Annotated in this window: 18 protein-coding genes and 2 pseudogenes; 11 read left to right on the forward strand and 9 right to left on the reverse strand. The window is 69.2% G+C overall.

Going from position 1 to position 18,612, the window contains the following annotated elements; translation table 11 throughout:
- Positions 1 to 144: 144 nt before the first annotated feature.
- On the reverse strand, positions 145 to 876 hold the full coding sequence (locus OG322_RS39625; RefSeq protein WP_329307677.1) for a response regulator transcription factor: 732 nt from the start codon (positions 874 to 876) through the stop codon (positions 145 to 147).
- Complete coding sequence (locus tag OG322_RS39630; protein ID WP_329307678.1) at positions 873 to 2,126, reverse strand: HAMP domain-containing sensor histidine kinase; 1,254 nt, start codon at positions 2,124 to 2,126, stop codon at positions 873 to 875. The genes OG322_RS39625 and OG322_RS39630 overlap by 4 nt, the downstream gene beginning before the upstream one ends.
- A 125-nt stretch (positions 2,127 to 2,251) precedes the next feature.
- Between OG322_RS39630 and OG322_RS39635 the strand changes: the two genes are divergently transcribed.
- Genes OG322_RS39635 through OG322_RS39645 form a run of 3 tightly spaced genes read left to right on the forward strand, consistent with a single transcriptional unit; the run spans position 2,252 to position 5,591 of the window.
- Positions 2,252 to 3,199 (forward strand): ABC transporter ATP-binding protein, encoded by a 948-nt coding sequence (locus tag OG322_RS39635; RefSeq protein ID WP_123465838.1) that lies wholly within the window; start codon positions 2,252 to 2,254, stop codon positions 3,197 to 3,199.
- A complete protein-coding gene (locus tag OG322_RS39640) occupies positions 3,196 to 4,758 on the forward strand; it encodes an ABC transporter permease subunit (RefSeq protein WP_329307679.1) in 1,563 nt (520 codons plus the stop codon). The genes OG322_RS39635 and OG322_RS39640 overlap by 4 nt, the downstream gene beginning before the upstream one ends.
- The gene (locus OG322_RS39645; protein WP_124286028.1) at positions 4,755 to 5,591 is read left to right on the forward strand and encodes an ABC transporter permease subunit; all 837 of its coding nucleotides are present in this window, start codon (positions 4,755 to 4,757) and stop codon (positions 5,589 to 5,591) included. The genes OG322_RS39640 and OG322_RS39645 overlap by 4 nt, the downstream gene beginning before the upstream one ends.
- Positions 5,592 to 5,699: 108 nt before the next feature.
- Here OG322_RS39645 and OG322_RS39650 read toward each other — a convergent pair whose 3' ends face one another.
- Positions 5,700 to 6,611 (reverse strand): Tn3 family transposase, encoded by a 912-nt coding sequence (locus OG322_RS39650; protein ID WP_329307680.1) that lies wholly within the window; start codon positions 6,609 to 6,611, stop codon positions 5,700 to 5,702.
- Positions 6,611 to 6,961 (reverse strand): hypothetical protein, encoded by a 351-nt coding sequence (locus OG322_RS39655; RefSeq protein ID WP_241200380.1) that lies wholly within the window; start codon positions 6,959 to 6,961, stop codon positions 6,611 to 6,613. Before OG322_RS39655 ends, OG322_RS39650 begins: the two co-directional genes overlap by 1 nt.
- A 136-nt stretch (positions 6,962 to 7,097) precedes the next feature.
- Between OG322_RS39655 and OG322_RS39660 the strand changes: the two genes are divergently transcribed.
- Positions 7,098 to 7,616: a GNAT family N-acetyltransferase gene (locus tag OG322_RS39660; RefSeq protein WP_329307681.1), complete on the forward strand. Its 519-nt coding sequence runs from the start codon at positions 7,098 to 7,100 to the stop codon at positions 7,614 to 7,616.
- On the opposite strand, the gene OG322_RS39665 is transcribed toward OG322_RS39660, so the two are convergent.
- The 3 genes from OG322_RS39665 to OG322_RS39675 all read right to left on the reverse strand — a co-directional run bounded on the left by OG322_RS39665 (position 7,608) and on the right by OG322_RS39675 (position 10,410).
- On the reverse strand, positions 7,608 to 8,393 hold the full coding sequence (locus OG322_RS39665) for a PIG-L deacetylase family protein (protein WP_124286029.1): 786 nt from the start codon (positions 8,391 to 8,393) through the stop codon (positions 7,608 to 7,610). The genes OG322_RS39660 and OG322_RS39665 overlap by 9 nt on opposite strands.
- 260 nt (positions 8,394 to 8,653) lie before the next feature.
- Positions 8,654 to 8,848: an integrase core domain-containing protein gene (locus OG322_RS39670; RefSeq protein WP_164494511.1), complete on the reverse strand. Its 195-nt coding sequence runs from the start codon at positions 8,846 to 8,848 to the stop codon at positions 8,654 to 8,656.
- A gap of 458 nt (positions 8,849 to 9,306) precedes the next feature.
- Positions 9,307 to 10,410, reverse strand: a complete 1,104-nt coding sequence (locus tag OG322_RS39675) for a M20 family metallopeptidase (protein WP_443066604.1) — start codon at positions 10,408 to 10,410, stop codon at positions 9,307 to 9,309.
- A 204-nt stretch (positions 10,411 to 10,614) separates the two neighbouring features.
- Between OG322_RS39675 and OG322_RS41840 the strand changes: the two are divergent.
- The 4 genes and pseudogenes from OG322_RS41840 to OG322_RS39690 all read left to right on the forward strand — a co-directional run.
- A pseudogene (locus OG322_RS41840) lies at positions 10,615 to 10,797 on the forward strand (Tn3 family transposase); the annotation flags it as partial.
- Between the two features lie 256 nt (positions 10,798 to 11,053).
- A complete protein-coding gene (locus OG322_RS39680; protein ID WP_329307683.1) occupies positions 11,054 to 11,581 on the forward strand; it encodes a hypothetical protein in 528 nt (175 codons plus the stop codon).
- A 770-nt stretch (positions 11,582 to 12,351) separates the two neighbouring features.
- Positions 12,352 to 13,146 carry a hypothetical protein gene (locus OG322_RS39685; protein WP_206432448.1) on the forward strand — a complete coding sequence of 265 codons (795 nt, stop codon included), beginning with the start codon at positions 12,352 to 12,354 and terminating at the stop codon, positions 13,144 to 13,146.
- Positions 13,139 to 13,513 (forward strand): annotated as a pseudogene (locus tag OG322_RS39690) (GntR family transcriptional regulator); the annotation flags it as partial. The gene OG322_RS39685 and the pseudogene OG322_RS39690, both read left to right, overlap by 8 nt.
- A gap of 689 nt (positions 13,514 to 14,202) precedes the next feature.
- Here the strand turns inward: OG322_RS39690 and OG322_RS39695 are convergent.
- Positions 14,203 to 14,886, reverse strand: coding sequence for an IS5 family transposase (locus OG322_RS39695; protein ID WP_124286032.1), 684 nt, complete (start codon positions 14,884 to 14,886; stop codon positions 14,203 to 14,205).
- An 88-nt stretch (positions 14,887 to 14,974) separates the two neighbouring features.
- Entirely contained in the window at positions 14,975 to 15,538 is a 564-nt protein-coding gene (locus OG322_RS39700) for a hypothetical protein (RefSeq protein ID WP_206432449.1), read from the reverse strand.
- Between the two features lie 39 nt (positions 15,539 to 15,577).
- Here OG322_RS39700 and OG322_RS39705 point away from each other — a divergent pair, with 39 nt between their 5' ends.
- From OG322_RS39705 to OG322_RS39715, 3 genes are all read left to right on the forward strand, one after another.
- Complete coding sequence (locus tag OG322_RS39705) at positions 15,578 to 16,342, forward strand: hypothetical protein (protein WP_329307684.1); 765 nt, start codon at positions 15,578 to 15,580, stop codon at positions 16,340 to 16,342.
- A gap of 189 nt (positions 16,343 to 16,531) precedes the next feature.
- Positions 16,532 to 17,719: a hypothetical protein gene (locus tag OG322_RS39710; protein WP_241200383.1), complete on the forward strand. Its 1,188-nt coding sequence runs from the start codon at positions 16,532 to 16,534 to the stop codon at positions 17,717 to 17,719.
- A gap of 500 nt (positions 17,720 to 18,219) precedes the next feature.
- Entirely contained in the window at positions 18,220 to 18,609 is a 390-nt protein-coding gene (locus tag OG322_RS39715; protein ID WP_124286035.1) for a S1 RNA-binding domain-containing protein, read from the forward strand.
- Positions 18,610 to 18,612: the final 3 nt, after the last annotated feature.

Consider the following 18,612-nt stretch of genomic DNA (forward strand, 5'->3'; position numbering starts at 1 on the left):
TCCCGCTTTTGAGTGAGAACGGGTTCTGCGTCCAGGTTCGGTGGAGGTCTGGCGGCCCATTTCTGATCTTGCTCCCGCAAAGGACCGTTTGTGAGAGTAACCGCGTGTGTCAGTCTCCGAAGTCGGCTGCGCAGATGACTGGAGTCAGGTGCACTGAGCACCGCCTCCGCTCGTGGGCCGCCGGCCTCTGTCGGCTGCCCAGTCGGGTGGGACGGCTGGGTCGATGATCCGATATCCCACGCCGGGTGTGGTGGCGATGACCGGGGGGTCGCCGAGTTTGCGGCGCAGGCGGCTGATGGTCACCGTGACCGTGTTGGTGAACGGGTCGGCGTGCTCGTCCCAGACCTGTTCGAGGAGGCCTTCCGCGCTGAGGAAGGCGGGGCTCGAGTTCAGGAGGGCTTCGAGTACCGCGAATTCCTTGACAGAGAGGTCGAGTTGGCGGCCGTCGCGGCTGGCGATGCGGCGCATCGGGTCGAGTTTGATGCCCGCCGCGCTCAGGGTGCGGGACCGGGCGGCGGGGCGACGGCGGGCCAGGGCGCGGATGCGCAGGACGAGTTCGGGAAAGTGGAAGGGCTTGGCGAGGTAGTCGTCAGCACCCAGGGTCAGGCCGCTGACGCGGTCGCCGGGTGAGTCGGCGGCGGTCAGCATCAGGACCATCACGCGGCCGTCCCGCTCGGTGATCATCTGGCAGAGAGTGTCGCCGTGGATGCCTGGCAGGTCGCGGTCGAGCACGACGACGTCGTACGCGTTGACGTCCAGCTTGGCCGCGGCGTCGAGCCCGTCGTGGGCCACGTCTACGGCCATGCCCTGGTCGCGCAGTCCCTCGGCGATGACTTCGGCGAGGGGGCGGGCGTCCTCGACCACCAGGACTCTCAACGCGCCACGCCCGTCTCTGTGTCGGGGGCTTCCGCCGTCGCCCTGCCGTCCGTACGGGGGAGGGTGATGGTCACGCGCAGGCCGCCGTCGGGGCGGGCGCGCAGGTCCAGGGTGCCGTGGTGGGCCTGGGTGATGGCCGCGACGATGGAGAGGCCGAGGCCGCTGCCCTGGCCGGTGCCGGTCCGGTCGGCGCCAAGGCGGCGGAAGGGTTGCGCGAGGTCCGCCACCCGCAGCTGGTCAAGGACCGGCCCGCTGGACTCGACGACGAGGGACACTGCGCCCGCGTCGTCTCCTTCAGCCCGTACCGCGACACTGATCCAGCCCCCGGGGTCGTTGTGCGCGATCGCGTTGTCGACCACGTTGTCGGCCACGCGGCGCAGCAGCGTCTGGCTGCCCCACACCCACGCGGAGTCGTCGCTCCGGTTTTCACGCACGGTCAGCCCCTTGGCTGCGATGTCCTTTGCCCGTCCGGTCAAGGCGGTCAGCGCGAGTTGGCCGAGGGCGAGGCGCGCCGAGTCGGTGAACTTGCCGTGCTGGGTGCGAGCCAGGACGAGGAAACTCTCCAGCAGCCGGTCCACCTGGTCGAGTTCGGCGCGTATCCGGGCGGCCAGCGTGGCCGTGGTCTCGGGTATCGGGCCCGGCTTGGCGAGGGCCACGTCAAGGGAGGCCCGCATCGTGGTGAGCGGGGTGCGCAGCTCGTGGGAGGCGTTGGCGACGAAGAGGCGCTGGGCGTCGAAGGAGCCCTCCAGGCGGCCGAGGAGGTCGTCGATGGTGTCGGCGAGGTCCTTCACCTCGTCGCCGGGGCCGCCGATGGCCAGGCGTTCGTGCAGGCTGTCGGCGGTGATCCGGCGGGTGGCCGCAGCCATCACGCGCAGCGGGCGCAGCACCCGGCCGGCGACGAACCAGCCGAGGCCGGCCGAGATCACCACCATGACGCCGAGGGCGATGGCGGAGCCGATCACGATCTGCCGGGACTGGGTGTCGTGCGCCTGGGTCAGCTGCTGCTCCAGCTCGTCGATGCGGCCCTGGGCCTGTGCCGCCGTGGCGGGCTGATCGGTGCCGCCATCGGGGGCGGTCTGGCTGGAGCGCGATCCGCCGGATGCCACCACGGCCGCGATGGCCAGCAGCGCCGTTCCCGACAGCAGGAACAGAGTCACGTACAAGGCGGTGAAGCGGGTGCGGGCAGTGCCACGGCGCAGGCCGAGCCGGGCAGTCAGGCCCGCGAGCCGTCGGGGCGGACCCCATTTCATCCGCATGCTCCCCTCTCGCCACCGCACCAGGACACGTACCAGGCCAGGCTAAGCCGAGGCGCCTAACAACGAGATGACAGTGACCGTTCGGCCCCTGTAACTCGCTCCGTCACAGGGTGGGGGCCATGAGCGATGAGAGTACGAAGGCGACGATCGAGGTCATCGGTCTGCGTAAACGATTCGGGCCACAGCTGGCTCTGGACGGTATGACGTTCACCGTGCAGCCCGGACGGGTGACCGGCTTCGTCGGCCCGAACGGCGCGGGCAAGTCCACCACCATGCGCGTGATCCTGGGCCTTGACGCGGCGGAGGAGGGAAAGGCCCTGGTCGACGGGGTGCCGTACCGCACCCTGCGTCGCCCGCTTCGGCATCTGGGGGCACTGCTCGACGCCTCCGCGCTGCAGCCGAGCCGCACCGCCCGTAACCACCTGCTGTGGCTGGCCCACTCACAGGGCGTGTCGGCCCGGCGGGTGGACGAGGTCATCGATCAGGCCGGCCTGGGCACGGCGGCCCGGCGCAAGGCCGGCGGCTTCTCGCTGGGCATGCGCCAGCGCCTGGGGATCGCGGCGGCGCTGCTGGGGGACCCGCCGGTCGTCATGCTGGACGAGCCGTTCAACGGCCTGGACCCTGACGGCATCGTGTGGATGCGCGGCTTCCTGTCGTCGCTGGCCCGGCAGGGCCGCGCCGTCCTGGTCTCCAGTCACCTGATGAGCGAACTCGAAGACACCGCGGACCATCTCGTGGTGATCGGCCGCGGCCGGGTCGTCGCGGACACCAGCGTGTCCGAGCTGCTCGCCGAGGCGGCCGGCGGCCGGGTCACCCTGCGTACCTCCGCGCCTCCGCGCGCCGCCCAGGTCCTGCACGGCGCGGGCGCCACCGTTCTCGCCACCGGCCCCGACACCCTCGGCGTCACGGGCCTGCCCGACGAGGAGATCGTGGCACTGCTCGCCCGGAACGGGGTGCCGTTCTCCCAGGTGTCCGCGCACCGGGCGACGCTCGAAGAGGCGTACATGGAGCTCACCCGGGACGCGGTGGAGTACCGGGGCATCCCGGCGGGGGAGGCTACGCGATGACCGCCACCGTCACCCCTCGTCCCCCGGCCACGAGGCGCGCTGAGCAGAGTGGGTTCCTCAGGACGCTGCACGCCGAGTGGACGAAGTTCCGTACGGTACGTGGCTGGGTCCTCGCCATGGCGGGGGCGCTCCTGGTGACGATCGTGGTCGGCCTGCTCGGCACGGCCGCCCCCGCCCCCGGCGGTCGCGGCGCCGACTCCGCCTCGTACCCGAAGGGACCCGGCGGCGAGGCAGTCAACGACAGCTTCTACTTCGTCCACAAGACGCTCACCGGCGACGGCACCCTCACCGTTCCCCTGCGGTCGCTGACTGGTGTGGCCGACACCGGGACCGGCAAGGCGGCCCAGGGCGCCCAGCCCTGGGCGAAGGCCGGGATCATCGTGAAGGAAAGCCCCACCCGGGGAGCCCCGTACGCGGCGGTCATGGCCACCGGCTGCCACGGTGTGCGCATGCAGTACGACTACACGCACGACACGGCGGGCCCTTCCGGCAAGGTCGCCCAGGAGTCCCCGCGCTGGCTGCGCCTGGTCCGCTCCGGCGACATCCTCACCGGTTCCTCCTCCACCGACGGCTCCCACTGGACCAAGGTCGGCCATGCGAAGCTGCCGAGGCTTGCGCGCACCGTGCAGGCCGGGCTCTTCGCCACGTCACCGCAGGCGAAGCAGGACACCGCGGCGGGCACGGGCTTCAGCCCCGCCGTGGCCACGGGCACCTTCGGCCGCCCCGCCCTCACCGGCGACTGGTCCCAGAGCGCGTGGAGCGGCACACAGGTGGGTGGCGACGCGGGCACCTCCGGCAGCTACACGAACACCACCAAGGGCGGCTTCACCCAGACCGACGGCGGCGGGTTCACCGTGACCGGGGCCGGTGACATCGCACCGGTCGTCGGCGGGCCCGTCATGGGCGTCGGCTTCTCCGTCGAGAACTTCCTCGTCGGCACCTTCGCCGGGCTGATCGTGGTGATCGCCGTGGGCACGGTGTTCATCACCGGCGAGTACCGGCGCGGTCTGCTGCGTACGACCATGGCGGCAACTCCCCTGCGGGGCCGGGTGCTTGGTGCCAAGGCGCTGGTGGCCGGGGGCGTCGCGTTCGCCATCGGCCTATTGGCCGCCGCGATCACCATTCCCATCGGGGAACGCAGCGCGCGCGGCAGGGGCTTCCATGTTTTCCCCGTCACGTCGGCGACCGAAATGCGCGTCATGGTCGGCACCGGCCTGCTCTGCGCAGCCGCCGCCGTGCTCGCTCTCGGCGTCGGTGCCCTGCTGCGGCGCAGCGGCACGGCGGTCGCCCTGGTCATCGGGTCGATCGTGCTGCCCTTCCTGCTTGCCACCTCCGGCGTACTGCCCCCGGGCGTCTCGGAGTGGCTGCTGCGGGTGACCCCGGCTGCGGGCTTCGCCATCCAGCAGACCCTGCCGCAGTACGCGCAGGTGCTCAGCGTGTACGAGCCGTCGACCGGCTACTACCCGCTGGCGCCATGGGCCGGCCTCGCCGTGCTGTGCGGATACGCCGCGCTCGCCTTCGGTCTGGCCGTGGTGCGGCTGCGCGGGAGGGACGTATGAGTCTCCTGAGAAGTGCACGACTCACGAGCACGGCGGACGGCGCGTGGCGAGGGGACTTCGGCCGCGCCCTGCGCGCGGAGTGGACGAAGCTGCGCACCGTAGGGGACATGGGCAGGTTGCTCCTGCTCGCCGTCGCGCTGACCGTGGCCGTCGGCTGCGGCACCGCCAAGGCCGTGAAGTGCCCGGATGTGGGGTGCGGCCAGGACGCCGTCAAGCTCGCCCTGACCGGCGTCACCGTCGGGCAGGCGGTCATCGCCGTCTTCGCGGTGCTGGCCGTCAGCGGCGAGTACGGCACCGGGATGATCCGCACCACGCTCACGGCGGTGCCGAACCGGCTCACCGTCCTCACCGCCAAGGCGACGGTCCTCACCACGGTCGTCCTGATCTCCGGGACGGCTGCCGTCCTCGCCTCGCTCCTTGCCGGCCGCTACATCCTGCCCGGCAACGGATTCACCGAGGCCCACGGCTATGCCCCGCTGTCCCTGGCCGACGGCCCGACCCTGCGCGCGGCCGTGGGTTCGGTCCTCTACCTCGTCCTGATCGCCCTGATCGGTCTCGGCGTGGCGACGGCGGTACGGGAGGCGGCGACCGCCATCGGGATCGTGCTCGGGCTGCTCTATCTCTTCCCGGTCGTCACCCAGGTGGTCAACGACCCGGAGTGGCAGCGGCACCTCCAGCAGATCTCGCCCATGACCGCCGGACTCGCGGTCCAAGCCACCGTCCATCTGCACGAGCTGCCCATCGGCCCATGGGCCGGCCTGGGCGTGCTCGCCACGTGGGCCGCGGCCGCGCTGCTGGTCGGCAGCCTGCTGCTGCACAGGCGCGACGCGTAGCCGAATCGAGCCGACCACGAGCGCGGTGGCTTCGGGCCCCTCCCCGGCCCGGCGCCACACCCGGTCAACGATCCAGCCGACCGGGAGCGACGCCGGGCGGGCGGGTCTTCAGGATGCCGACCCGGACCCACCGTCCGCCGCCGATCGGGCGGCTTCCGCCTCTGGCACGGTGCGGGGGCCGGGCACTATGGACGCCGCGGCGGCGAGGGCGAGGTGCGAGTGCATGTCCAGCTCGAACCGGCCGTAGGGGTTCACGTGGGTCCAGAACAGTGGGGACAGGGCCCGCCGGTCGGCGTCGGTGAGCCGCTTCTGCCACTTCTCCTCGCTCAGGATGTCCTGGAGGAGCAGGGTGCTGACGTGCACCAGAGCGGACTGGAGCAGGTGCAGAGCGAGCATGGACACCTCCTGGGACTCCTTGTCGGAGCCGGTCAGGTCGCCGTCCTCGCCGTAGAACAGGTCGTGGTTGGCGGAGTTCCAGTTCTCCACGACCTGGAGCCCGTCGTTGATCTCGCGCCGCAGGTCGGCGTCGGCGAGGTAGTCGCAGATGAACGCCGTACGCACTGCCCGCCCGAGTTCCTCAATCGCGCGATAAGTGGGGTGTTTGGGCCCGCCGCGGGTGAAGCGACGCAGGACCTGCTCAGCCTCGGCCGTGCCCAAGCGCAGGGCGGTGGTGCACTTCACGATCTGGTCGTACTGCTGGCGGATCAGGTCCCAGTCGATCGTCTTGGTCGACAGCACCGGCGCCAGGTGCGGCCACTTCTCGTCCTCCCCGGCGGCCGGCCGGTACAGCCGCGCCGAGCCGACGTTCTTCAGCCTGGGGAGCAGGTTGAAGCCGAGCATGTGGGCGAAGACGAACCCGACGATGGAGGCGCCGTGCGTGTCGGTGTACTGCCGGTCGATCTCCACGTCCGTGCAGTGCCGCAGGACGCCCTCGATCATCGAGGCCACCTCGGAGGCCGAGCAGGATTTGAGCTGGCTGTAGACGCATAGCGACTTCTTCTCGACGTGCCAGTAGATCATCACGCCGGGGCCGGAAGCGCGCGGGTTCCTAGATTCTGCGACCGGACCGTTGCGGAACCCGCCTGTGCCTCAGCCATCTTGGCACGGCTGATGGGCGGGTTCTTGCTGGTGGCCCGTTCAGGACGACGCGTCAGGCGGTGGCACTGTCGAGTCGCCGGTGTACGAAGGACAGCGTGGAGAAGGCCCTTACTGGTCCGAGCGATCCGGGCGCCCAGCTCCAGCTGGGGAAGGTCCGACATCACCGACGTCACGAAGCCGTCGGCGTCGAACTGGGGGCAGACCGCTTGGACTTCGCGGCCGATGCGGTCGGCGTTGAGGGCGGTTTCTTTCAGGGGGACCTTCGCGGTCATGGACAAATCCTAGGGCAGGCTGCAGCAGCCGGCGGTGCGGGAACTGTCGCAGGGGGAGCCGGTGTGGAGGGTGGCGAGGTTGTCCCGGATGTTGAGGCTAGTAGCTCACCGCCGTCGACTGGGCACTATCGGCTTCATGACCTCCAAGCCCACCGCCCCCGACGCCCCGGTCGCGATACGTCTGACGCCCTCCGTGACCGCCGCGCCCTATGGCCACCCGGACGCCCGTCGGCTCACCCAGGCCCTACGAGCCGAACAGCTCGGCCTGTACGGCTTCGCCGACGACCCGGCCACCACACCTGAGGCGGACTTCGAACCGCCCCACGGCCTGTTCCTCATCGCCCACGTCGGCGAAGAGGCGGTCGGGTGCGGAGGAGTACGCCTCCTCGGCGGGCACACCGCAGAGATCAAACGGATATACGTCTCCGGCGAAGCCCGCGGCCACGGAATCGGCCGGTACCTCCTCGAACACCTCGAACGCCACGCCGTCAGCTGCGGGGCAACGCGGGTCATGCTGGAGACGGGACGGCGCAACACCGCCGCCCTGGCCCTCTACCACCGCACCGGTTATCTGCCCTGCCCCTCCTACGTCGCCGGACGCGACCACCAAGTAAACCGGGCCATGACCAAGTCCCTCGGCAGCAGCTCACCGTGACCGCCGGAGGACCGCCCCGCCCGGCGCCGGCCTCCTGCCAAGGAGGGTGAAGTACTCCGTCGCGATGATCGACTCCCGCTCCGCTGCGGGAAGCCGGGAGAGGATTCCAGGGAGGGGCCGCTCCCGCGCTGCTTCGCTGCGGTGCGCCAAGATCGCGGCCCACTTCCGATCCAGGCAGTCGCTCACGTCGACCGCCTCGGTGACGTGTCCGTCCGGCACGCTGAGCACCTTCTTGCCGACCCGCGTCAACAGCACACCCAGTTCGCACACCCCCGAATCCGGGTGCGTCGCGGCGTACAACGCATCGGGCTGCCACGGAGCCCCGGCCTGCGGGTAGAGGTGTTCCAGGCCCGCGGCGTGGAACGCCAGCAGGGTCGCCTGGTGGGTGCGGAGGTGGTCGGGGTGGCCGGTCAGTTGGCCGTAGGCATCGTGGGTGACGACGACCTGTGGCCGTACGGCGCGGATGTGCTCGACGATCAGCCCCGCCACCTCCCCAAGCGGGGCGTCGCAGAGCCGGGTGCGGCCGGGCGCGGAGTCAGGGATGCGGGCATCGGTCAATCCCAGCATTCGCGGCCTGCCCGCCCCCAGGATGTCCAGGGCGTCGGCGAGTTCACCGGCGCGGTGACTGTCGGGCGCCCAGGTGGCGGTGACCACGGCGGTCGCGGCGCCCGCAGCGGCGTGCTGCGCGAGGACGCCGCTGGCCAGGAGGGACTCATCGTCCGGGTGACCGAAGACGCCCAGCAGGGACGGCCAGGACGCAGAACAGGATGGAAGCACGGTGGGAAGCCTTTCTGTCGAACGCGGAGGCGCGAGCTGGCCCGCGCCGGTCTACCGGCCGGGGGAGGCGTACGGCTGGAAGTGGGCGGGCGGGTGATCGAGCGGGAGGCCCGGGTCCCAGGCGGTCAGGCACTGCGCGCTCGGTACGAACAGCGGCTGCGGCAGCGCGGTGAGAGGCCAGAACCGCCAGACCCCGATGGCCTCTTCGCGCTGATGGGGGATGCCGGACCTGTCAATCCCCTGATTTCGTAGAGACCTTGTTATGCAACTTGGCCCTGATGGTGGGTTTGGTTGCGTCCTTCTTGGATGGTGTTCTCGAACGTGACGGGCGGCTGCCCGCCGGCGGCGCTGTGGCGCCTCCTCGTGTTGTAGAAGTCGGTGATCCAGGTCGCGGTCTTGATCCTGGCCTCGGCCCGGGTGTCGAAGCGGTGCCGGTGGACGTACTCGACCTGCACTGTTGCGCTGACTCCTTGAATCTAAGCCCTTCACTCCGTAGAACGACGGCTTCGCGGGCCGTACCTCGGATTGCTCCAGCGTGCCGGCGAGCGGGGCGAACCCCTCGCTGCGCCGGACGCTGCCCAGCGCTTCCTTGTCCTCCCACAGCTCCTGTGCGGTGCTGATGATCAATGACTTCAGGTGATCCGACGCGGTCACGGTCTCGTTCGCTGCCACGGTGTGTCCGCTCACAACAGGATGCCTCCGGTCGCCAGGCCGGCGATGTCAGTCAGGGAAGCGGCGATGAACAGTCCCCGGTACTTCTCCTGCACGTTGACCTCCTTCCTCGGCAGGAAGGTGTGCTCGAGTCGGCCGAAGCCTCTGTGGGAAGCCTTGGGCGACTTCAGGGGAAGGGGAACCCGGCACGCTCATACAGGGGCCTCGGTTTCGTTTCGGAGCGACACTTGTCAAGGCCGCTTCAGCTGGTCACGTGGTCAATGAGTCGAGCGAGCAGACGAGTGCGGGGGACCATCTGGGCGATCTCGACGTACTCGGTGTCCGCGTGCGCGCCACCGCCCACAGCGCCCAGGCCGTCCAGCGTCGGACAGCCCGCCGCCGCGGTGTAGTTGCCGTCCGAGGCGCCGCCGACGGCCATCCCCCGCATCGGTTCCTGGCCCAGTTCCGCGGCGATTCGGGAGGCGAGGGCGAACAGTTCGGCGGAGGACTCCGGTTCCATAGGCGGCCTTCTCCTGCCGCCCAGTACCTCCAGTCGGGCTCCGGGTAGCCGGGCGACGAGCCCCCGCATGAACTTGTCTATCCGGTCCTGCGCCGCCAGGGTCGGCACGCGCACATCCGCCGACACCTTCGCCAGTGCGGGCACTGTGTTGAGAGTGGTGCCGGCCGCCAGGAGTGTGGGCGTGATGGTCGGCGCCCCCAGGACGGGGCAGGTGGCTCCGGTGGCGCCCATCGAGCCTGCGAGGTCGGCGACGGCCAGGACCTGGTGAGCGACCTCGATAGCGGCGTTGACCCCCTTTTGCGGTTCCAATCCCGCGTGTGCGGCACGGCCGTGCACTACGACCTCGTACCGCGAAGTGCCCTTGCGGGCGGTATTGAGCGCGCCTTCCTCGTCCGCGGACGCCTTCAGTACCAAGGCGGCCGCGCACCCCCGGACGGATTCCTCGATCAGCTGCCGGGAGGTCGCGGAGCCGACTTCCTCGTCCCCGTTGACCACGACGCACACCCCCTCCGGGGAGGGCAGGGAGGCCAGCGCGTGGAACATCTGCACCAGGCCCGCCTTCATGTCCAGGACCCCGGGGCCGCGGGCGATCCCGTCGGCCACCGACCAGGGGTGGTTCTGAAGCGAGCCCATGGACCACACCGTGTCGCGGTGTCCCACCAACAGGACCCGTGGAGTGCCGAAGCTCCACCGCAGATGGGTCACACCGTCGATCACGATCACCTCCGGCCCGGCCCCCAACAGCCTGGCCCCCAGGGCGCCGACCACCTCGGCGCTGCGCGCCACCGCCGCGTGGTCCGCCGAGAAGGACTCGCAGAGTACGAGGTCCTCCAGATCGGCCAGCATCGCCGGCAACACGAGCGCGGCCCCGCGGGTCATCGGTCCTGCCCCATATCAACTCCCTTTCGTGCCAACACACTTCCCCCTCGGATCTCGCGGTTCGTTGGAGTGCGGCGGTGCTTGTCCCCCTCAAAGCACCGCTGGTTCAGCGGCACAGGCAGGCCGGGTCAGGCCACTGATGTCGCGTCAGCCCGCGACCCCGGGCACGACCTTCTCTGGAGCACCCGCTGCCTGGACGCCTCGGTCACCGCGCTGCGCGAGGTCGGCGTCGAGGTAAACGACGAGGACGCGGCTCGACTGTCCCCTCTGCGGGCCAGGCACTTGAACATCCTGGGCCGCTACAGCTTCCGCGCCTCCACTCCGGCGGCCGGCGGCGGCTTCCGCCCGCTGCGCACTGGCCATGGTGTCGGTGCTGCAGTTCGCCGAGGGGCTGATGGACCGGCAGGCCGTGGAGGCCGTGCCCGGCGTGTAACTGGACGTTCCTCCCGGGAGGTACCGGGACCGCTGCAAGCTCCGCCGCCAGGGGCGTGCGAGCGGCCATCAACCGCCCAGCCCACGCTGCGCACCGGCCGTTGTCGCTGTGTCCGTTAATGGTCACAGCAACGTCATGGATCAAGGACACCCCGCTCTCAGGAGTCCGACGTGATGCATGGTCAGTGAACAAGCAGTTCACAGACGTCAGCTGCTCCGACTCTTTGAAGGCTTCTTCGACGAAGGCGGCTGCCGAGGGCAAGGACGCAACGGCTTCGGACACCAGCACCGCCGCGCCTTCCTCCTCCGGTGGCGATTCCGGCAACTCCGGCTCGAAGAGGCGCCCGCCGCAAAGAACGGCTCCAGTGGTACCGGTAAGAGCGGCTCGGGATCCGCCCCCGAGAGCGCCGGCGACGGGGACAACCAGGGCAAGGTGGGCAAGGGCGTGAGCGGCACATGGTTCGGGAATGTGTCGTACCTGGCGCCCGGCAAGTACACGGTGTCCGGCCAGAAGGGCGAGGAGCAGGCATTCTTCACGGCCGATGACACGGAGATCTGGGGCGAGGGTGACATCTGCGGCGACGAGAACGACCAGTCCGCCACCAAGTGCACCGAGCAAGAGCTGCAGGCTGCTGCGCAGAAGGGCGTCTCCGCCGAGGTGAAGATCAGCAACGGCATCGCCACCCGCATCACCGAAGACCACTGACCCTTCAGCTACAGCCGGGACCCGGACCTGCGGGACTTCTGCCACCGTCAGCGCCTGCCCCACGTGCTCGGCGTCGCGGTGGGCCTGCCCCTGGACGGACCGCCCGGAAAGCCCGAACGCGACCAGGCCCGCATGTGGTGGCCTGGATGAACGCAACCCGGAGACGCCCGCGCTGTCGCGCCGGAGGGTCAATGGCCGGCCGCTGCTGTGAGACGCCTACAGGATGTCAGTAGACAAGCCGCCTACTTGGCGGTGACGCGACGTGGCCAATGGCCTATGAGCTGGGAATCTGCAGGACCGAATGCTGCGATGTGATGTTCCCCCTGTGAGCTGGACTGCTTCCTCCGGGACCATCTGTCCCAGTATCAAGCCGTCCAGCTCACAGGGGGAACATCACAGTGACCGTTCCAGAGAGGCGTCGGCCCCTTGTCCCGTCTCCGTCGAGGTGGTCTGCGTCTCAAGTGATCTGGTCCGATTCGTCTCTGGTCTCAGGTGATCTGGCACGACGCGCGGGAAACGGTCATGCACACAACGTGGATCGGCGCACGAGGGAACGCGCGATGTGGAATCCCACCTCGTCGCCGTGGGCTGAGCCGGCCCAGGGGCACCCCCGGGCCGGAGGGCGTCCCCATCCTTGCGCCGGAGGCAACTCCCTTGTGTCAGAGGCCCTCTCTCTTCACATCGCCTTGTATCGAGCATTTGACACAAGATCCCGACCAGGGCATCTTGTACTCACCGCTTAATACAAGATGATCTGGGGGGATCTCCGTATGCTCGACACCGCCCCGCTCCAGTCCCGGTTCCTCGACCACGCCGACTACTACGCCCGCTGGTCCGGCCTGGCCATCGGCATCGTGGCCGCACAGCAGTTGGCCACCATGGAGAGCGGCGACATCACGATGCCCCTCGTGTTCGCCATCACCGCTTTCGGCCTGTGCGTGGTGGGCGGCGTCCTGCTCGGCGACGCCCTGACCCTGCGTCCCCAGGAAGCAGTACGCACCGCGAGTGTCGCCCCGCGCCTGGTCAGAGACCAAGTGCCGCCCCTCATGGCGCCACTGCTTCTTCTGCAGGCGGCGTCCCTCGGTAGCCTGCTGGTGATCGGTGCGGTCACGGCCTCCTCCGACCCCTACCAGATAGGCGGAGCGGGGCATGTCATCACCGTCACCTGCGAAGGGATGCGCACATCCCTCGGCCCCTGGCCCGGCCTGTACTACAGCGGCCCGATGTTCGCCGCCCTCGCGGTTGGAACCCCCGTCTGCGTCTGGGCCCTGCGCCGTATCACCCACGGCCCGGGCGGTGACCAGCAGCGCCGCGACCGCGCGTGGGCGATCACCGGAGCCTGGGGGCTGCTGGTGTCGAGTCAGGTGCTGCTCGTCGTGCTGATGATCTTCGTCGCACTCACGGAGAAGGGCTGCGCCGGCCGGCTGGGAGCCGTCACCATCGTGGTGATCTGCCCCCTGGGCCTGCTGAGCCTGTTCACCTTCGGATGGTCCCTGGTCACCGTGGTGGCACCCCGGGCGGTCGACGACGAGGCAGCCGACAATGGCCCTTTCGACGATGAATGACCCCGCCATCCGTGTCGACACCACCAGCCAGGCACCGCCGTACGAGCAGATCCGCACCCAGCTGGCCGCGCTGATCCGCACCGGCCGGCTGACCGAGGGCGAGCGCCTGCCGACCGTGCGCCAGCTCGCCGCCGACCTCGGTCTGGCGCCGGGCACCGTGGCTCGCGCCTACCGCGAGCTGGAGGCCGCCGAGCTGATCCGCACCCGCCGTGGCGCGGGCACCCGGGTCGCGGCGCTCCCGTCCGAGCCACACCCGCACGATGCCGATCAACTCACCACTCTGGCCCGGGACTTCACCTCCACCGCTCGTGCGCTCGGCGCCGACGCCGAGGACATCCTGACCGCCGTCCGCGACGCCCTGAGCCCGGGGCTCGCCTCCTCTTCTGCCACCTCCGAAGCGGAGCGGGTGGCCCCAAGACGGCCGAGTCGCCGACGCAAGTCACAAACTTGAGCATCAGGCGTAAGAATCTGTTGTCTTTCCGGATGTGATCGCCGAGTTTCCGCTGGTCAGGCGTGAAGTTGCTTTCGCTGCAGTAGAGATGACACGTCGTGTTCTCTCTTTGGTGGAGGTGCCGGATGCCGTCGGTGATGGGGTTGATCGAGGAGCGGGAGGTCGCTGCCCGGCAGCGGGTGGAGTCGCTGCGGGACGTGCTGGACCGGCTTGTTGCCGAGCTGGAGGAGGCGGAGGCCGTGCGGGATCGCCTGGTGATCGCGAAGGAAACGGTGAGTGAGGTGCTGTCCGAGGCCGGCGAACCCGAGGATGCGCAAGTTTTCCGGGATGCCCGGCCGGTTGAGCCGGAACCGGCGGTGGCCCGGGCGGTGCTCGGCTCGGTGGTGCGGCGGGAAGGGCTGGACGTGACGGTACTGCCGCCGGACTACCAGCGGATCATGCACGTCCTGGCCGATCGTGAGCGGGCCGGCGAAGGGTCGGCGATCTGCCGGCAACTCGCCAGCTTGTTGGCCTCGAGCCTGTTCCGGCGAAGATCGAAGGGGTGCGGTCCAAGGCGAAGTGTCTGGCCGCACGAGGCTGGCTCGTCGAGGACACTCCGGGCTCCTTCAGCGTCGCTGTTTCGCAAGGCGGCGACTCATGACCATGGTCATCGACCACAGCACCATCGCCTCGGACGTGTCGGTCCGCCTTTCGTAGTCGCGTGCCAGCCGGCGCGAGCGCATCAGCCACCCGAACGTCCGCTCCACCGCCCACCTGCGGGGAAGCACCACGAAGCCCGACAGGCCCGCATCGCGTTTGACGACCGTGAGTGCGAGACGCAGTGCCTTCGCGGCGAAGTCGACCAGGGGACCGGTGTAGCCGCCGTCGGCCCAGACCAGCCTGAGCAGAAAGAACCGCCTGGTCAGCCGGGCGAGTAGAACCTGGGCCGCCTCCCGGTCGGTCACGTTCGCCGCGGTGACCATGACCGTCAGCAGCAGCCCTGCCGTGTCGACCACGATGTGCCGCTTGCGGCCGTTGATCTTCTTCCCGCCGTCGAAGCCGCGTGAGGAGGCAGGCACGGACGCGGCGCCCTTGACCGACTGGGAGTCGATGATGCCCGCGGTCGGCTCCGAATCCCGGCCGGCCGCGGCACGGGTCTTCCCACGCAGCCGGTCGTGGAACTCTTTGACCAGGCCCTTGTCCCGCCAGCGGCGGAAGAACGCGTAGACCCGGTGCCAGGCGGGGAAGTCCACGGGCATCGCCCGCCACTTGATCCCGTTGTCCACGAGGAAGCGGAGCGCGTCGATCATCCAATGCCATGAAGTTAAAGCTCAGTTGACATTGTCAAGCCCCCCCCGGAAGAGGGATCTGGTAGGTACTCGGTGCCGTGCGGATGAGTCAGCCGTTGCGTGCCCAGTAGCAGAGCTGCGCGTTGAAGCCGCTGAGCATACGTCCGGTGACGGTGAGGCCAAGGTGTCCTGCGATGTCGCGGGCGGGCATGGCCTGGTTGAAGTTCTCCGCCAGGATCCGGCAGACCTGCCCCCAGCGGCCGGAGGCGGCCCGGTCTGCGGCGTGCACGGTGGGGAGAGCCGGTGGATGCACGGTGATCACGATGCTGGTGATTGGCGTACTGTCGCGAGGCCGCCCATCGCGGTTCCAGATGTTGTAGCGGGACGTTCCGCACTTGACGATGCGCGCGGACAGCCGCATCCGGCGCTTGGGCAGCAACGCCCGCAGGACACGGGCGCCGATTTGGCCTACCAGGTCGGGGCGTCCGCTCGGAGCTGCGGCTGCGGTCGTCCCGGCGACGCTGACGACCGTGTCGCGCGCGGCCTCCAGGGCCACGGTGAAGCCGGCCCGGTCGGGATTGCAGCCGGGCGCTGTCTCCACCGCGGTCACCATCATCGAGCGCAGGGCCTGGTAGATGGCCAGGAGTCCCCACATCTCCTGAGTGAGGCCCACCGGGTCCTTCGACCGTAGAATGCGGCCCTTGAGCAGGGTATGACGCAGTGCCAGGTAGGCGATCTCGATCTAGCGACCATCTCGGCCCTACGCGGCAGTTGGCCCCTTGCCCAGGACACCTTCGCGGAGCTCGGGTCGATGGACACGGTCGCGGCTCACGTCGAAGCTCTCCGCCGTACCCACCCTGAGCGCACAGGGGCACTGGGCGACGGACGGGTGGCTCGCACCTTTGGTCACCCGCCGGCAGACACACTCCCGGCGGCCACCCTGATGGCCCTCACCGTGACGATCCTCGACGACCCGAGCGGACACCACACGCTCGCTCAGTTCCTGTCCGCTCTGCCCTCGACCAGCACCGCACACATCCGGCTCCGGCAGCACGCCCCTCACTGCTCACCCGCCATGACCGAGGCGATCCGTGGGAGCGTCCGACTTCCCCGCAAGGCCGCTGGCCAGCCCGCGTTCTTCCCCCAGCTCCCTACCCACCGGGGCCGGCTCGACCCTCGCACCATCCCGGCTGTCCTGCCCGAGCACTGGGCGGCGCCGCTGGAGGATCTCGACGCACCGAGACGGCAGCTGCGCCGGGACGCGGCAATCCGCCTCGTCCAGATGGCCACCGGCCGCTCCCGCCGTTCCGCCGCCCTCTACCTCGGAATCCCCCTGGGCTCGCTGCAGTCCTCCACCGTCACCATCCGCGCCTGGCAGAAGGAACCAGGCAATGCCGTGGCGTATCAGAATGCCCTTCACCGCGTTGCCGAGATCGCTATCGCCGAAGGCGACCCGAGAGGTACACCCGCCAGGTGACGGGGTTCCCGTGGTGGGGCGGTGCTGCTGCAGCCAGCCCCGGCCGTGAGTATCGAAGTTGGCCCCGAAGCGTTCCAGTTGACCGAGACGGCGCTGTAGAGGATCTACCCTCTGCGGACGGAGGTTTGCGGCAAGATGCGGCGCATGCCCCTCTCATCGTGCTTCACCCTGCCGGGCCAGGTCCGAGCTGTGGCCGCGTTCGATCCGTCCGGGCCGTTGACCGTGACCGGCTACGGTGCGAATCCCCTGGTGACCGTGATCACGAGGGTCGACCTCTCAGGCAAGGTGGCGTGGCAGCGGGCCTATCCCGGGACGGGCAGGCCGCAATCCCGTTTGTCCACGGAGGGCACGCTGTGGGTCGCCTATCCGGACGGCGACGGCCGGCTGCTGGAAGGTGTTCTGCCGGACGGGTCGACTGGGCCCACCGCCCGTCCGGAGTGCCGACCCGATGAGGAGATCGGGGCGTTCGTTCTCCTCGACGACGGGTTCGTCATTTCCTGGGTCAGTGCTTCCCGCCTGGTTCGTGGGGAACGACGTTGGCCCACGTCTGTATCGGAGCCTCGCGTGGCCCGGTACACGAGAGAGGGCGAGTGCCTCTGGTCCACGCCGATCGTGCTCGGTGCGGTGTCGTTTCCGGGGGCGGTGGAGATGGGAGACCGGACCGGATGGGAGGTCCGGCCGCGTAGACCTTGGATCCCGGAGGAGATCGGCGTCGATTATTGGGAGCCGCTGCTCGTGTCGGCCGACCGGATCGCGGCCAGTTTCACGGACACACGGGGCGGCATCGGGCGGACGTTCTTCCTTCACCTGGGCAGCGGCGAGACCGTGGCGGCCACCTCTCCCGCTCCCACGGGCCGAAAAGCGATAGCGGGACTTGGTCAGTTCCTGATCGGATCCCAGGGCTACGGCGCGTTCACGACCAGCCGCTTCGGCCGCGACGGCACCGAAACCGCGCGCTGGGCCAGCCACGGGGCCATGCTCGTCGACAAGAACGGCAGTGCCAGCGGCCCCGAGCTCGAAAACCGCCTGCCGTCGAGATCACGCTTCCGGCGGCTCGCACCGGACAACACCCTCGTGGACGGGCCCGCGCTGACGGGCTACTACACGTCCGACCCCGCGATGGATTGCGAGGGAACCGCGGTGTTCTGGCGCGACGGCAAGCTGCTCGCCGTGGACAAGGACCTCGCCGGACACGAACTGTTCGCCATGGACGACAGCCGAGCCATCATCGGTCGCGCGCTACTGATGAACGAAGGCTGCGTCGCTATCTCCCTGGACAACGAGGTCCTGGTTTTCCGAACACCGCTGGGCCCCCTGGCCGAGGGCCCCTGGCCGTGCGGTGAAGCGAATCTCCAGGGCAATCCCCTGCTGAGCTGAAACAGCCAACGTGACGTCGAAGGGACTGGCCGGCTTCCTGTACCCGGCCAGTTGCTGACGCTATACCTGGCCGCTGAGCGCGATAGTTGGCCGGTCAGAGCGTTGTAGTTGGTCTGCACATGCTTCGCTCGGCACCTGTGCTCGGAAGTGGGACGGATCCGAGCGTTGGGGGACTTCCTGGCCGTGATCGGCGGCGGGATGTGGCTGCTGCATGCTCGCCCGATGAAGCTGGTCAAGGACACGGACGGCTGAAGTTCGCAGCGGGCAGGGAGGTGGCCGCGGCCTGCGGCTGGCGCTACTCGGTGGTCGCGGGCTGGCGTCCGCACGTCTGGAGCATCCTTGATCACTGTCCACGCGCAGTCGAACGAGTTTGGGCTCCACTTCCTGATCTTCAAGGCCGGAAGTGACAGTGAGAGTTGTCCCCGCCATCAGGCCGCTCTGATGCCTCCCTCGCAATGGTCCGACGTGAGAGACTCGGCCGTTGAAGAAGGGGTGGCGGTGTGGCGGAGACGGCAGATCGAGGTCGCCGGACGATCCTGGAGACTCTGGAGCCGGGCCAGGTCTGCAAAGGGGTGGTGTCGTCCATCGAGGAGTTCGGCGTGTCCGTCGACATCGGAGGCCTCGACGGACTGGTGAATGTGACCGAGTTGGCCTGGACTCGCTTCGAGGCGGCGTCGGACATTGTGGAGGTCGGACAGCAGGTCACCATCGTGGTGCTGGGCGTCGATATCGAGCGGCACCAGGCTTCCTTCTCACTGAAGGCGCTTCATCCGGATCCGCTTGAGGAGTTCGCTCGCGTTCAGTTCGGTCGCGTGATTCCGGGGCGTGTGGAGAACGTCTTCTTCAGCGTTGGAGTATTCGTGGAAGTCCACGAGAATTTCAAGCACTAGCTT

The organism is Streptomyces sp. NBC_01260, from assembly GCF_036226405.1.
Classification (GTDB): Bacteria; Actinomycetota; Actinomycetes; order Streptomycetales; family Streptomycetaceae; genus Streptomyces; species Streptomyces laculatispora.